The 15,049-nt window shown below is 61.1% G+C and carries 12 protein-coding genes; 8 read left to right on the plus strand and 4 right to left on the minus strand.

Annotated features, from left to right (window positions below; translation table 11 throughout):
* Nucleotides 1-6: 6 nt before the first annotated feature.
* The gene (locus tag EV281_RS06575; RefSeq protein ID WP_132652138.1) at nt 7-909 is read right to left on the minus strand and encodes a LysR family transcriptional regulator; all 903 of its coding nucleotides are present in this window, start codon (nt 907-909) and stop codon (nt 7-9) included.
* Between the two features lie 137 nt (nt 910-1,046).
* On the opposite strand from EV281_RS06575, the gene EV281_RS06580 reads away from it, so the two are divergent.
* The 3 genes from EV281_RS06580 to EV281_RS06590 all read left to right on the plus strand — a co-directional run bounded on the left by EV281_RS06580 (nt 1,047) and on the right by EV281_RS06590 (nt 5,188).
* Nucleotides 1,047-2,261: an HlyD family secretion protein gene (locus tag EV281_RS06580; protein ID WP_132652139.1), complete on the plus strand. Its 1,215-nt coding sequence runs from the start codon at nt 1,047-1,049 to the stop codon at nt 2,259-2,261.
* Nucleotides 2,262-2,338: 77 nt separating this feature from the next.
* On the plus strand, nt 2,339-3,961 hold the full coding sequence (locus tag EV281_RS06585) for an MDR family MFS transporter (RefSeq protein WP_132652140.1): 1,623 nt from the start codon (nt 2,339-2,341) through the stop codon (nt 3,959-3,961).
* 30 nt (nt 3,962-3,991) lie between these two features.
* A complete protein-coding gene (locus EV281_RS06590; protein ID WP_132652141.1) occupies nt 3,992-5,188 on the plus strand; it encodes an adenylate/guanylate cyclase domain-containing protein in 1,197 nt (398 codons plus the stop codon).
* 120 nt (nt 5,189-5,308) lie between these two features.
* On the opposite strand, the gene EV281_RS06595 is transcribed toward EV281_RS06590, so the two are convergent.
* Nucleotides 5,309-6,196: a branched-chain amino acid aminotransferase gene (locus tag EV281_RS06595; RefSeq protein ID WP_132652142.1), complete on the minus strand. Its 888-nt coding sequence runs from the start codon at nt 6,194-6,196 to the stop codon at nt 5,309-5,311.
* A 252-nt stretch (nt 6,197-6,448) separates the two neighbouring features.
* Here EV281_RS06595 and EV281_RS06600 point away from each other — a divergent pair, with 252 nt between their 5' ends.
* Nucleotides 6,449-7,489: a zinc-dependent alcohol dehydrogenase family protein gene (locus EV281_RS06600; RefSeq protein ID WP_132652143.1), complete on the plus strand. Its 1,041-nt coding sequence runs from the start codon at nt 6,449-6,451 to the stop codon at nt 7,487-7,489.
* 106 nt (nt 7,490-7,595) lie between these two features.
* Complete coding sequence (locus tag EV281_RS06605) at nt 7,596-8,519, plus strand: adenylate/guanylate cyclase domain-containing protein (protein ID WP_132652144.1); 924 nt, start codon at nt 7,596-7,598, stop codon at nt 8,517-8,519.
* Nucleotides 8,520-8,522: 3 nt separating this feature from the next.
* Here EV281_RS06605 and tetR read toward each other — a convergent pair whose 3' ends face one another.
* Nucleotides 8,523-9,158 carry a tetracycline resistance transcriptional repressor TetR gene (gene tetR / locus EV281_RS06610; RefSeq protein ID WP_245508239.1) on the minus strand — a complete coding sequence of 212 codons (636 nt, stop codon included), beginning with the start codon at nt 9,156-9,158 and terminating at the stop codon, nt 8,523-8,525.
* A 53-nt stretch (nt 9,159-9,211) separates the two neighbouring features.
* Here tetR and tet point away from each other — a divergent pair, with 53 nt between their 5' ends.
* Nucleotides 9,212-10,390 carry a Tet(A)/Tet(B)/Tet(C) family tetracycline efflux MFS transporter gene (gene tet / locus EV281_RS06615; RefSeq protein ID WP_132652145.1) on the plus strand — a complete coding sequence of 393 codons (1,179 nt, stop codon included), beginning with the start codon at nt 9,212-9,214 and terminating at the stop codon, nt 10,388-10,390.
* A gap of 52 nt (nt 10,391-10,442) precedes the next feature.
* On the opposite strand, the gene EV281_RS06620 is transcribed toward tet, so the two are convergent.
* On the minus strand, nt 10,443-11,261 hold the full coding sequence (locus EV281_RS06620) for a sugar phosphate isomerase/epimerase family protein (RefSeq protein ID WP_132652146.1): 819 nt from the start codon (nt 11,259-11,261) through the stop codon (nt 10,443-10,445).
* A gap of 272 nt (nt 11,262-11,533) precedes the next feature.
* Between EV281_RS06620 and EV281_RS06625 the strand changes: the two genes are divergently transcribed.
* On the plus strand, nt 11,534-11,998 hold the full coding sequence (locus EV281_RS06625; protein WP_132652147.1) for a cupin domain-containing protein: 465 nt from the start codon (nt 11,534-11,536) through the stop codon (nt 11,996-11,998).
* A 646-nt stretch (nt 11,999-12,644) separates the two neighbouring features.
* Nucleotides 12,645-14,993 carry a PBP1A family penicillin-binding protein gene (locus tag EV281_RS06635; protein ID WP_132652149.1) on the plus strand — a complete coding sequence of 783 codons (2,349 nt, stop codon included), beginning with the start codon at nt 12,645-12,647 and terminating at the stop codon, nt 14,991-14,993.
* Nucleotides 14,994-15,049: the final 56 nt, after the last annotated feature.

Here is a 15,049-nt window from a genome sequence, read left to right on the forward strand (position 1 = left end):
CGTTTCTCATGCCATCCATTTGCGATGCTCGGCGAAACGCTCCACGAGCATGTCGAGGAACAGACGCACCTTGGTCGGCAGATGGCTGCGGTTGGGATAGACCGCATTGATGTGGATCTCGACGCCGCGATAATCGGGCATCATACTGACGAGACGGCCCGCGGCGAGGTCTTCGAAGATGACAAAGCTTGGCGCCAGAAAAATCCCTTGCCCGCTCAGCACCAGGTAGCGCAATGTTTCGGCGCTGTTGGAAATGAGGCTGCCGCCCACTTTGACGCTTTCCTGCTTGCCTTCCTTGTCCTGGAAACGCCATTCGTCGCCGAAGGGATAATAGGCATATTGCAGGCAATTGTGCTCGGCGACCTCCGCCGGCGTCGTCGGCATGGCATGGGTCTTCAAATAATCCGGCGAGCAGACGAGAAAATGCCGCCAGGGCGTCAGCTTGCGCGCAACGAGGCTCGAATCCGGAGACGGTGTCGAGCGGATCACCAGATCATAGCCATCCTCGATCATATCCACCGCGCGCTCGCCGATATTGAAATCGATCTGGACAGCCGGATAGAGCGTCATGAACTCGTTGATGACGGGGAGCAGGAAGCGGACGATCGCGCTGCTCGTATAGAATCTCAGCGTGCCGCGCGGCGTCGAACTCAATGCGCCGGCCGTGCGGTCCGCCTCTTCCAGATCGGCCAGGATCTGCGATGAACGTTCGTAATAATATTTGCCGGTTTCAGTGAGGCTGACCTTCCTGGTGGTGCGGTTCAGGAGCCGCACGCCAAGGCGATCCTCTAATGATTGCACATGGTTACCCACCATGGTGACGGACATGTTCAGGCGTCGCGCGGCAGCCGAAAAGCCGCCGCATTCCACTACCCGGCCGAAGACTGTGAGGCTGGTCAGCCGATCCATGTTGTTCCTCGATTATCCAATGAGAGTTGATGATCCTTCCGGAAAACAGGAGATTATCAGAAACTACTGCCGGGTCCATCTTCCAGCCATCGAACAAGGCCTCTCACGAACGGGGCCGAGACTGATGGAGAAGGACAATGGTTGAACTCCCCCGCAACGACATTTTCAAGAATACGCCACAGGGCGGGATCGCCCCGACGGCCGAAGCCGGGGCACCGACTGCAGAAGCGATGGCTGCAGCTGCCGCGGCCGTAGAAGCCCCTAGGAAAACCGGCCGCAAGATCGTCAAGCGTGCCGTTCTTGCCGCAGCCTTGCTTGCCGGCGCCGCCTTTGCCGGCGACTTCGGCTATCACTACTGGACGGTCGGCCGCTTCATCGAATCCACCGACGATGCCTATGTGAAGGCCGATTATACGACCGTCGCTCCGAAGGTCGCCGGCTATATCAAGGAAGTGCTCGTCAACGATAACGATACCGTCAAGGCCGGGCAGGTTCTCGCCCGTATCGACGACCGTGATTTCCAGGCAGCGCTCTCGCAGGCCAAGGCCGACGTGAAGGCGGCCGAGGCCGCCGTTACCAATCTCGACGCGCAGATTTCGCTGCAACAGTCGATCATCGCACAGGCACATGCAACGCTCGATGCCTCACAGGCTTCGCTTGCCTTCGCCCAATCCGATGCCCAGCGCGCCAGCCGCCTGATCACCAACGGCGCCGGCACGCAGTCTCGCGCCGAACAGAGCCAGTCGCAGAAGGATCAGGCTGCGGCTGCCGTCGAGCGCGATCAGGCCGCCGTCGTTGCCGCCGAGAACAAGGTGCCGGTGCTGCAGACACAGCGCGAACAGGCACTTGCCCAGCGCGACCGCGCCGTTGCCGCCGCCCGCCAGGCCGAGCTCAACCTCTCCTATACGGAGATCGTCGCTGCTGTTGATGGCACGGTCGGCGCCCGCTCGATCCGCGTCGGCCAGTATGTCACCTCGGGCACACAGCTGATGGCGGTTGTGCCGCTGCATGCGGTCTATGTCGTCGCCAACTTCAAGGAAACCCAGCTCACCTTCGTGCGTCCCGGCCAGCTGGTCGAGATCAAGGTCGACAGCTTCCCGGACATTGCCATCAAGGGTCATGTGGACAGTGTTTCGCCGGCAAGCGGCCTCGAATTCTCGCTGCTGCCGCCCGACAACGCCACAGGCAATTTCACCAAGATCGTCCAGCGCATTCCGGTCAAGATCGTCATCGACGACGAGCGCCTTGCCGGTCTGCTGCGCTCGGGCATGTCGGTCGTGCCCGACATCGATACCAAGGCCGCCCAGACCTCCGCGGCCGCGGCGGAAGGATTATCCACCGCTGCTGGATGATCCTTCCGTTCCTTTCTCAATTATCACCCACACAGCGTCATGAGAGAGTTTTCCGCAGAGCCGGAAGGAGATTAGTCATGGCTACGCTTCAGATCGCCGCAAACAGCAATTCCGTCGCGCGCCCTGTCGCTGCGACCGCCCCCGCTACCAGACCTGCCATGAGCCCGCTTCGCATGTGGTGTGCCGTCGTCGGCTCCACGCTCGGCGCCTTCATGGCGATCCTGAACATTCAGATCGTCAATGCCTCGCTTGCCGACATCCAGGGCGCCATCGGCGCCGGCACAGATGATGGCGGCTGGATCTCGACCTCCTATCTGATCGCCGAGATCGTCGTCATTCCGCTCAGCGCATGGCTTGCGCGCATCTTCTCGGTCCGCAACTATCTGCTGGTGAACGCGATCCTCTTTCTGGTCTTCTCGGTCGCCTGCGCCTTCGCAGTCAACCTGCAGCAGATGATCATCCTGCGCGCCATCCAGGGCTTTACCGGCGGCGTGCTGATCCCGATGGCCTTCACGATCATCATCACGCTCTTGCCCAAGCCCAAGCAGCCGGTAGGCCTGGCGCTCTTTGCCCTTTCGGCCACGTTTGCCCCGGCGATCGGCCCAACCATCGGCGGCTATTTCACCGAAAACTGGGGCTGGGAATATATTTTCTATATCAACCTTGTGCCTGGTGCGCTGATGGTTGGCATGCTCTGGGCCTCGCTCGACCGGGCGCCGATGAACCTCGGCCTGCTTTCCAAGGGCGACTGGCCCGGCATCATTACCATGGCGATAGGTCTCGCCGCGCTGCAGACCGTTCTGGAGGAAGGCAATAAGGAAGACTGGTTCGGCTCGGAATTCATCGTCCGCCTCTCGATCATTGCCGCCGTGTCGCTGACGCTCTTCCTCATCATCGAGCTGAAGGTCGCCCATCCACTCTTGAACCTGCGGCTGTTTGCCCGCCGCAATTTCGGCTTCGGCATCCTTGCAAACTTCCTGCTGGGCATCGCGCTTTACGGCTCGGTTTTCGTGCTGCCGATCTACCTGACCCGTATCCAGGGCTACAATTCCGAACAAATCGGCTTTGTGCTTGCCTGGACCGGCATCCCGCAGCTTTTGCTGATCCCTTTGGTGCCGCGTCTGATGAAGCGCTTCGACATCCGGCTGCTGATCATCGTCGGCTTTGCGCTCTTTGCCGCTTCGAACTTCATGAACGTGCATATGACAGGCGACTATGCGAGCGATCAGCTCTTCTGGCCGAACGTCGTGCGTGCTGTCGGTCAGGCGCTTGTCTTCACGCCGCTGTCGGCGATCGCTACCGCAGGCATCGAGCCGGAAAATGCCGGTTCGGCATCCGCGCTCTTCAATATGATGCGCAATCTCGGCGGCGCAGTCGGCATCGCCTCGCTGCAGACCTTCCTGTCGAAGCGCGAGCAGTTCCACTCGAACATCCTGACCAACTCGGTCTCCGTCTTCGAGGAAGCCACCCGCGACCGTGTCGCAAGGATGACCGCTTACTTCATGAACCACGGCGTCAGCGATCAGGCGCTTGCCACCCACAAGGCGATCGTTGCGATCGCGCTGAAGCTGCGCAAGCAGGCTAACATTATGGCCTTCAGCGACACGTTCTTCCTGCTCGGCGTCGCGCTCGTCGTCGCCCTGCTCGCCACCCTGCTTCTCAAGAAGCCCGCCCAGATTTCCGGCGGCGGCGCTCACTGAGGTCAGCGCGTCCAAAGGAGGAGAACACCCATGTCCAACTTGCTCGACATCGATTATCCCGTTGAAACCAGGGCTCCCGCGCGCAGCCGCAACACCACCGCTGTGTTCGACCTCATCGAATGGCTGACCGGTGACGAATGCCATGCACTCGATGAGGTCGGCCTCGTCTCCGGTCTTGGGCGCCGCCTGCGCGCGCTCGGCGTCCCGGTCGACCGGCTGACGCTGCATCTGATGACGCTGCATCCGGAATTTATCGGCCGCACCATTGCCTGGGCGCCGGGGGAACCCGTGGAGATCCACGACCGCGAGCACGGCACGCGTCTCGCCATCGCCAACACGCCGCTGCACAGGGTATTCGAAACACGCGAGATGCTGATCGTGGGGCCGGGTCAGAGCCCTTATGGTCGCTGGCAGCATCTCGATATCTTCGCCGGTCGTGAGCTTGTGCAGTTGATGATCGCTCCACTCTGCAATGCCGACGGTCCGGTCAGCGCGGCGGTCTTCGGCACCAAACGGCCGGGGGGCTTTACCGCCTCGGACATGCAGATGCTCGAACGCATCCTGCCGGCGCTGCGCAATACGAGCGAATTGCGCATCCTGCGCCAGGTCGAGCTCAGCCTGCTCGACACCTATATCGGGCCGATGACGGCAAGCCGCATCCTTGCCGGCCGCATTCGCCAGGGAGAGATCGAATCCATGCAGGCAGCCCTGCTGCTCTGTGACCTCAGAGGTTTCACCGAACTTTCCAACCGCCTGTCCGGCGAGACCGTGCTCGGACTGCTGAACGCCTATTTCGACCGGGTCATCCCGGCAATCACCCGCGAAGGCGGCGAAGTGCTGAAATTCATGGGAGACGCAGTGCTCGCCTTCTTCCCCGGCTATGATGCCGCCAGCACCTGCAATTCCGCACTTTCAGCGGCGCGGGCAATCCTCGAAGCGCTCGACGGCTTCAATTACGACGGCATCGGCGCCAGAGCCGGCATCGCCCTGCATCATGGCGAGGTCAGCTACGGCAATATCGGCTCCGGGCGACGGCTGGATTTCACGCTGATCGGCGGAGACGTCAATCTGGTCAGCCGTATTCAGGGTGCGTGCAGCGAACTTGGGGAAGCGTTGCTGATGTCCGAGGCGTTTTTTGAGGAGACGAAGCCCACAGATGCAATATCCTTGGGAAGCCATCGGTTGAAGGGCTTCCCGGATGGGGTGGGGTTGTATGGGGTGCGGTAGGGCCGGTGGTGCCGATATTCGCCGCTAGTGGCATCACGGCCCTTCGCATGGCTTCGGGCGTTCGGTCTTGCATCGATTCACTGGATCGACTGCCGGCGCGTTGCGGCGCCAGGACCTCACCTACTCATCGCTCGCCGAGCGGCCGTGGGCCCAGTCCATATAGAGTTCCAGCGCCTTGCGGGTGACTGGGCCTTCCTGGAAATTGCGGCCGTCGAGCCTGTTGACGCCGACCACCTTGGAATAGTTGCCGCTCGTGAAAACCTCGTCGGCGCTCATGAAATCTTCGACCGAGAGTGTCACCTCGCGCACGTCGAAGCCGGCCTTGCGCAAGAGGCCGATGACGCGCAGCCGCGTAATGCCGGCGAGGAAGGTGCGGTTGGCGATCGGTGTAAGGACCACGCCGTCCTTGACCATGAAGACGTTCGAGGAGGCGGTTTCGGCCACGTTGCCGTTCATGTCGCGCATCAGGGCGTTGTCGAAGCCGCGGCTTTTCGCTTCGGCAATCGCGCGGCCGCTATTCGGATAGAGCGAGCCGGCCTTGGCATCGGTCATCGCCGTTTCCGGCGTCGGGCGACGGTAAGGGGAAACCGTGAGCGAGGAGCCGGCGTGGCCGCCCATGGCCGCCTCGAACAGGCAGAGCGCAAAACGGGTGGATTCGCCATCGACGGTCACGACGCTGCCTGCCGAACCATGCTCGCCCCAATACATCGGCTTGATGTAGATCGGCGTCTTGCCGTCGAATTTCTTGACACCTTCCCAGGCAAGCGCTTCGATCTCTTCAGCCGTCTTGACTGGTTTCAGGCCCATGGCGACGGCAGAGCGGTTGATGCGCTGGCAATGCAGGTCGAGATCCGGCGCGATGCCATCGAACCAGCGGGCGCCGTCAAAAACGGTGGAACCGAGCCACATGGCATGGGAGGTCGGTCCGATCAGCGGCGGGTTGCCGGCAATCCACTCTCCGTCGACATAGGTCCAGGTGGTCGTGCGGGGTGATGTGTCGACGGGCATTTTGGGCTCTCCTTCTGAAGTCGGCAAAGCAAAATCCTCCGTGACCGGACCGGTCAAGCGCAAATTGGCGGCTGAAACATCGAAGCAAGAAAATGCCGGTGACTGCCTTGCGATTGAAATATTGATGCGCGTTCGGTGGTGCTAAAACGATGAGTGCATAAAGGAAAATGATGGAAGGCCGACTGGATGAATGCCACCGCCGCATGTCATCATGGCGATCAGAAAACGCGTGCCGGGCCAGGAGATGAACAGATGAAAGCCATGTATTACGAAGCCTTCGAACAGGCGCCCGAGATCCGCACCGTGCCGGACCCGACGCCCTCGGAAGATGGCGTGGTCATCAAGATCGGCGCAACAGGGCTCTGCCGCAGCGACTGGCATGGCTGGATGGGGCACGACCCGGATATCCGCCTGCCGCATGTGCCGGGGCACGAGCTTGCCGGCAAGATCGTGGCGACCGGCAAGGGCGTGGTGCGCTTCAAGGCCGGCGACCGCGTGACCGTGCCGTTCGTCTCCGGCTGCGGCCATTGCGCCGAATGCCATTCCGGCAACCAGCAGGTCTGCCTCAACCAGTTCCAGCCGGGCTTTACCCATTGGGGCTCATTTGCCGAATATGTCGCCATCGATTATGCCGACACCAATCTCGTGCATCTGCCCGAGACTGTGGACGATGCCACGGCGGCAAGCCTCGGTTGCCGCTTCGCCACCTCCTTCCGCGCGGTTGCCGATCAGGCGCGCACCGGCCCGGGTGAATGGATCGCCGTGCATGGCTGCGGCGGTGTGGGGCTTTCGGCGATCATGATCGCGACCGCGCTTGGGGCAAATGCGATTGCCGTCGACATTTCCGAGGAAAAACTTGCCTTCGCGCGCGAATGCGGGGCGGTGGCGACGATCAATGCTTCCGCCGTCACCGACGTCGCGGAAGCCGTGCGAGAGATCACCAAAGGCGGTGCGCATGTGTCGATCGATGCGCTTGGCCATCCCGTCACCTGCTTCAACTCGATCAAGAACCTGCGCCGGCGCGGCCGCCATGTGCAGGTCGGATTGATGCTCGGCGAGCACTCGACGCCGCAAATCCCGATGGCACAGGTGATCGGCCATGAGCTCGAAATCTACGGGAGCCACGGCATGCAGGCTTGGCGCTATGATGCGATGCTTTCCATGCTTTCTGCCGGCAAGATCGCGCCGCAGAAACTGATCGGGCGGCGTATCAGCCTTGAAGAGGCCGTTCCGGCACTGATGGCGCTCGACAAGGCCGAGGGTACGGGTATCAGCGTGATAACGCAGTTCTAGGACGGTGGGACGGCAATTCGCGCGGTGCGGACTACCCGATCGACGGTCGCGATCCCACCTATAGAGTGGTAAAGTCACCGGTCCGCCGGCGGCGATGGGGGATTTCATGAGCGAGACACAGCGCAAGCTGACGACGATCTTTGCAGCCGACGTGCAGGACTATACGCGGTTGATGGGCGAGGACGAGGAAGGCACGCTCGCGATGCTGAAGCACTATCGCGATGCCATGTCGCGGCTCATCACTTCGCATGGCGGACGGGTGGTCAATACCTGGGGCGACGGGCTGCTGGCCGATTTTCCGAGTGTGGTCGAGGCCGTGCGGGCGGCGATCGACGTGCAGAACGAGCTTGCCGGCAAGAATGCGGCACGGCCGACCGACGGGCGCATGCTCTTCCGCATCGGCATCAATCTCGGCGACCTCATTGTCGAAGGCGACGATATCTATGGCGACGGCGTCAATATCGCCGCGCGGCTGCAAGCCTCGGCGCCGGCCGGCGGGATCGTGATCTCGAATACCGTCTACGATCAGGTGCGCAACAAAGTGGCTGTCGGATTCGACTTTCTGGGCCCCCTGGAGATGAAGAATGTCGCCGACGCCGTGCCGAGCTATGCCGTTCGCATCGGCGATATCGGAACGGAGCCGCAGAGGCCGGCAGCCGCCGCTCCCGATCGGCCCGTCGAGATGGTGACGCCACGACCGGCGCCGGCCCCGCCTGCGCCTCCGCGGGGTCGGCTGCGCAAGATCGGCGGCATCCTGGCCGTCATCGGCGCTGTGCTCATTGTCATCAATATTGCCACCTGGGAGGGTGAATTTTGGGCAGTATGGCCGCTGCTCGCCTTCGCCTTCGTGGCCGCCATGAGATGGGTGCGATCACAGAACCAGTTCGACCAACGTATTGCAGCACTTGCCGTGATCGGGGTCGGCATCGTCGCCATCAATATGCTGACATGGCACGGAGTCTTCTGGGCGATATGGCCGCTGCTCGGGCTCTCCGTTGCCGCCGGCGTGCGCTGGGCAATGCGTGACTGAGGCTCAGGAGCGTCGTGCCAATCGAAGCGCGGCGCCATCGATCATCATCTGCAACCCGGCTTCGAAAAAGGCTTCGTGGCCGCTGTTGCGATAATGCGTGATCGCCCTGTTGGTCAGCGTGAAATCGGCCGCCGCGGCATCGAGCTTTTCCCGTTCCGGCGGCGGTTCGGCCTGCTCCTCGATAACGCAGCCGACGGTGTAGCGACTGACCGCGACGAGCAGTTCCATGGCGAATTCCGCTCCCATGCCTGCTTTGACGAGTATCGCGATATGGGTTTCAATATTGGCGAGATCCTGCGGATTGGCCTCGGTACCTACATGCACCCGCCCGCCATCGCGATAGTTCAGAAGCGCGCGGCGGAAATTGCGGGCATTGTCCAGCATGAAGTCACGCCAATCATCCACCGAAGCAGGCCAATTATGCGTGTGGCCGCGGGCCATGATCTCTTCGGCCATGGCTTCCACGAGCGCCCGCTTGCTCTTGAAGTGCCAGTAGAGCGCTGGCTGGCGCACATTCAGGCGCTCGGCAAGCATGCGGGTCGAGAGGGCATCGATACCCACTTCGTTCAAGAGCTTCAGCGCTTCGTCGACGATCTGCGCCCTGTCCACTTTCATCGGCTTCGACTTCCCGGTTGCCATTCCAATTTATCAGCGATAAGGAACTTATCAGTGATAAATTTTCAGTTGATCCCATGAAAATAGCGCTTGTCGTCGTCTATGCCACCGTGATCCTCGATGCTGCCGGCATCGGGCTGACCCTGCCGATCTTTCCACGGCTGCTGCAGGACGTCGGCCATACTGACGATCTGGGGTGGCGGTTCGGTGCATTCCTGGCACTTTATGCGCTGATGCAATTCATCTTCTCGCCGGTGCTCGGTTCGCTTTCAGACAGGTTCGGCCGCAAGCCGGTGCTGATGGTGTCACTTGCCGGTGCTGCCATCGACTATGTATTTATAGCGGCTGCCCCGTCGCTCTGGCTGCTCTTTATCGGCCGAGCGATTGCCGGCCTCACGGGTGCCAGCAACGCCGTAGCCGCAGCCTGCGTGACCGATATCACCGAGGATGCCGAGCGCACCCGCCGCTTCGGCCAGCTCAGCGCCTGCTTCGGCATCGGTTTCATTGCCGGTCCAGCGATCGGCGGAGTTCTAGGTGAATTCTCCGTGAGGTTGCCCTTCGTCATCGCTGCCGCACTCAATGCAGCTAATCTGGTGATGGCGCTCTTCCTGCTGCCGGAGACGCGCATGACCGGTTCGGAAGCCGAGAAACAGGAATTTTCACCGCTTGCACATTTCCGCTGGCTCATGGGCTATCGGCTACTGCTGCCGCTCGCGGGCGCCTATTTCATCCTTGCACTTGTCGGCGAAGTCGGCGGTACGATCTGGGTTCTTTATGGACAGGACAAGTTTTCCTGGTCGCCCATGATGGTTGGCTTCTCGCTTGCCGCTTTCGGCTTCTTCCATGCGGTCGTGCAGGCTTTCATTGCCGGGCCAATCAGCGAAAGATGGGGGGAGCACCGGACACTTCTGATCGGCATCGTCGCCGACAGCGCGGCCTATATCATCATCGCGCTGGTGACGCAGGGCTGGATGGCATTCCTGTTGATGCCGCTCTTCTGCCTCGGCGGGGTTGGCGCTCCTGCCCTGCAATCGCTGGTGACGGCGCGTGTCGATAGCGATCATCAGGGACGGGCACAGGGGCTGCTTGCGAGCATGACCAGCCTTGCCTCGATCATCGGACCGCTGGCGATCAGCACTGTCTACTTCGCCTCGCGCGATGCCTTCCCAGGACTTGTCTGGGTGCTTGGCGCTGCTTTCTACGTACTCTGCCTGCCAGTCGCCTTCACGCGCCGGCCGAAGGATACAACGGCCTGAACATCGGCGGCGGCGAGATGGTCTCGCCGCCTGTTCCGATTACTTGACGCTGTTATTGGGCGACGCCGATCGAAGCCAGGTATTCAGCCGAAGCAATGATCTTCGATTTGTCCTTGATCTCGATGATCAGGCGCGGATTGCTTTCGACCTTGGCAAGGGCTGCAAAAATCGCGCGCCAGTTCACGGTACCTTCGCCCAGCGCCCAGTGGCGGTCGGCATAACCGTCGGCATCCTGCAGGTGCACGTGGCCGAGGCGGTTGCCAGCGGCATGGACGTAATAATCAACCGGTGGCGCACCGGTCGAGCCGTGGGCGTAGTGCGCATGGCCGGTATCGATGGAGACCGCAACGGCCGGCGAATTGAAGCTTTCGGCAAGCGCCACGCGGATATGCGGATCCTTGTCCTCGATGTTTTCGATGACGAGGGTGCAGCCGATTTCTTCGGCGCGCTTCACGGCTTCCCGCATCGTCTGATGGCAATAGTCGGTGATGCTTTCGCGCTCGCCTGGATTGTTGTCGAGGTTGTTATAGCCCCAGGTCGTGTAGGGGCTGTGGATGACCATGTGCGTGCCGCCGATTGCGGCGCAGACATCGAGGCCCTGCAGCATGCGGCGGGAGACGACGGAGCGGATATCCGGATCCTGCGAGGCGATGATGAAGCCCCAGAACGGGCCATGGATGCCGACGCGGCCCTTGAAGCCGTCGAGCAGCTTCCTGGCGCGATCGGCGCGCGGCGTCCAGTCGCCGTTCAGAACGTCGGCATTGATGAAGCTCTGCAATTCGAGATCGCGGGACTTTTCGAAGAGCCAGTCACGATGGTTTTCGAGTTCGTCGATCGTCATGGCTGCGCCGACGACGGGAAGAGAAGACATGGGGTTGCTCCGCTGATGGTATGCCGGATTGGCGGGGAAGGATCGGCGCGTTCTATGCGCCTCTTCTGTGTCGGCGATATTACAGAAATAGTGGATGCAAACCTGCCGCACTTGCAGAACGGAGGACCCATACCGATATGCTGGCGGTGGGTTTCAGGGGCTGAAAGCGTGCAAAAGCCGCGTATTTGTCGCCCTCCCCCGGTTTTGCGGCGGTTGCCAAAGCGACCGCGAAAGTCTATCGGACCGCCCCGCAAGAACAAGAAAGAGACATCATGTCCAACTCATTTGTGAATACAGATGCCCGGAAGGAGGTAAAAAGCTTCTTCGTGCTGGGCGACAAGGTCGAGCGACGGGCTCGCCTGACAGGCAACTGGCTCAACGTCTTCGATGTGACCGTCGAGCCCGGCGGCAGGACGCCGCGGCACGCGCATGCGAGCCCAGAAGTCTTCCGGATCATCGAGGGTACTCTGACGGTCTGGCGGCTGACCGACACCGGGCCGGAAGAGATCCAGGCGAGCGCAGGCGACATCGTCAGCATCGCCCCCTTCATGGTGCACGGCTATTCCAACAACGGAACCGTGCCTGCGGTCTTCTCGGCCATCGTTGATCGCGACATGGCCGAATTCATCGAGACCGAAGGCGTTACCGAACGACCGCAGGGCAGTCCATCACCGGAGACGGTGGCGCGCATGCGGGCAGCGGCAAACGCGCATGGGATCACGATCCTGGCGGCTTGACGAGATCGATCCTTGCGACCGATCTGCTCTTCCGAAAACTGCCACATAAGCTCGCGTTGATGCACGGGCCAACGTTTACGGGGGATGGCGTCGCTCTGAATTCCCTACTACGACAACCGCGTTTGGCTCTAGTCGCAGATGGTCCTGTAGCGTACCACGCGGTGGTGATGCCTGTATCCGTAGTATCTCTGTGTCCAGCAGCGGTCGCCATGGCGATACCTCGGGCGGCCATAGTAGTCATCGTAGCCGTAGCGTGGCGGGTAGCGATAGTACCGTGGTTCTGGGCGATCGTAATAGCGAGGGCCGGTCCCATACTCGAAGTAGATCTGAGAGAATGCGGGCGACGCTGTTAACGCCGTCGCTAAAGCCAATGCTGCGATAATGAACTTCTTCATGTCCTCTTCCGATTCCGATTTACGCGCACTCCATGCAAGGCAATCTTCCCACGCCTTGAATCTTAATATGTCATCGGCACCGTCTCTGGACACTGGACCTAGGTCCCGCTCGAACAAGGACTTAGGTCCGATGACATAGGGTGGGGGATCCTCGGCGAAGGCGCTAGATAGGCCGTTTTGCGATGGAACATTTGGCATTGCCGCGGTATAAGCGCGCGCTATTTTCGGGAAGAGCCTTTTAGCGGTAACCGATGCCAAGTCCTCCCAAATCCTCAACGCAAAGTGCCGGTAGCTCAAGCACGGGTATCAATCACCCGGCAGATTCGAAGCTTCCGACCGACGATGTTGGGGCGCAGGCGCCCGCCGCGGACTCATTGGCTGAGACCAGCTCATCCCCCCAGGCCGCCTACCCAAAACAGCCTCACAAGTCCTTCGGCCAAAGCAGACAGGCAGCGCACGATTTATTGTGTGCCCTAGCCCATGATTTGCGAGTGGGCTTAACCTTGGCCAAGGCCAAAACAGTCGCAGCCGCTTCCCATTTGAGGACGGAGTTCAGAAAAGCAAACCGGTCGGAAACCACAACGACGATCGGCCATCTTGGCAAGTGGTTCGCGACTGCTCTGGCTAAAACCGGGCGCGGTATCGGTGATCTGTATGCCATGCCCTTCAAAAATCGCCGACGCGGCTCGCTTCATGCGGGACGGTGGAAAGTCGCCCTGGGATCGGCCTTTCTTGTCTTTCTGCTCCTGACGGGAAGTGTCCTGGTGTGGGCACTGAAGGACGTTCCCTGGGGCGAGATCCGGGATGGGAGCTTGAAGCCTGTCGTAGTGCTGGAGACCGCTGACGGTGCACCGTTGGTAAGACAGGGGCCGTATCAAGGCCCCTATGCGCAATACAACCAGTTTCCGCCGCAACTGATCGACGCCGTCCTCTCGATCGAGGATCGGCGGTTCATGCATCACTTTGGCATCGACATCAGAGGGATCGGAAGAGCGCTCCTGCGGAATTTCGAAGCTGGCTCGGTGGTAGAGGGCGGCAGCACGATCACCCAGCAGCTTATCAAACTGCAATATCTCGACAGCGATCGGACAATAAAACGAAAGATACAGGAGGTCGTCATCGCCCTCTGGCTGGAGTGGAAACTCGGCAAGCAAGAAATCCTGACGCGCTATCTCAACAGCGCTTATCTCGGTGCTGGTGCGACCGGCATGCCTGCCGCCGCGCGGATCTACTTCAACAAGGATATCAGCGCCCTCGACCTGCCGGAATCGGCGATGCTGGCGGGATTGCTGCGGGCGCCGAGCCAGTGGAATCCGATCGATAATTTCGAAGGCGCCCGGCAACGCACCGCCGTTGTTCTTGACGCGATGGTGGCCAATGGCAAGATCAGCGGACCGGAGGCGGAGGAAGCCAAGGCGAGTTTTGCCAAGCTGCATCCGACGACGCCGACACCGCGCTCCGGAAGCTGGTTTGCTGACTGGATTTCGCCGCAGGCGGGCGAGATCGCCGGCTCCTCGCCAGGATCGACCACGGTTCGCACGACCCTTGTGCCGCATCTGCAACAGATCGCTGAGAACGTCGTAAAGAGAGCCTTGGACAGGGAAGGAAAGGCCGCGGGAGCATCTCAAGCCGCGTTGGTTGCGATGACACCCGACGGCGCGGTCGTTGCCATGGTCGGTGGCCGCGACTACAAGGCAAGCCAGTTTAACCGCGCCGTCACGGCGATGCGGCAGCCCGGCTCCACCTTCAAGCTGTTCGTCTACTACGCGGCGCTGAAGGCTGGGCTTACCTTGTCCGATTGGGTTCTCGACGCGCCGATCAATATCGACGGCTGGTCGCCGGAAAATTCCGGCGACCGCTATCACGGCTGGGTAACACTGGCCGAGGCTTTCGCCCGATCACTCAATGCCGCGACAGTCAGGCTTGCCGATCAGATCGGGCTCGACAATGTGATTGCCGCCGCCCGAGAACTCGGCATCGATGCGCCGCTTGCCAATACACCGTCTCTGGCGCTCGGCACATCCGAAGTAAACCTGCTTGACCTGACCAGCGCCTACGCGTCTGTCCATCTCGGCAAGGCACCTGTCAGGCCCCGGGGCATCATCGACTTTCAGGCCGCGGGGCAGCCGAAAGCGTTTCGGGTCGGTTTACAAGCTGGGCCGAATGTCGACCTTTCGCCCTACCAGTCCGATCTCCTCGGGCTCTTGCAGTTGGTGGTCGAGCGGGGCACTGGACGGGGCGCCGACCCAGGGACGTTCGCAGCCGGCAAGACGGGCACCAGCCAAAACAATCGCGACGCCTGGTTCATCGGCTTCACGAAACCGCTTGTCGCCGGCGTCTGGGTGGGCAATGACGATGACGCGCCGATGAACGGCGTCACAGGCGGCGCCTTGCCGGCCCGTATCTGGCGGGACTTCATGCAAGAGGCAATGGCCGAGCCTGCACCGAATGAGGCAAGCTCGACAGGAGCAATGATCGACGGTCGAGGTGCACCGCAATCCTGCAACATCGCCGCCTGCTCCCGCAGCTATCGTTCCTTCCGGCCGTCGGACTGTACTTACCAACCCTACTCTGGCGAGCGGCTGCTTTGCGAAAAGTGATCTTCGCCTCTACACAAAGCCCTGCCGGATAGCCGCAGCATAGACGAGGTTCGCAT

Origin of the sequence: Rhizobium sp. BK418 (genome assembly GCF_004341105.1) — a bacterium.
In the GTDB taxonomy this organism is placed as follows: Bacteria; Pseudomonadota; Alphaproteobacteria; order Rhizobiales; family Rhizobiaceae; genus Rhizobium.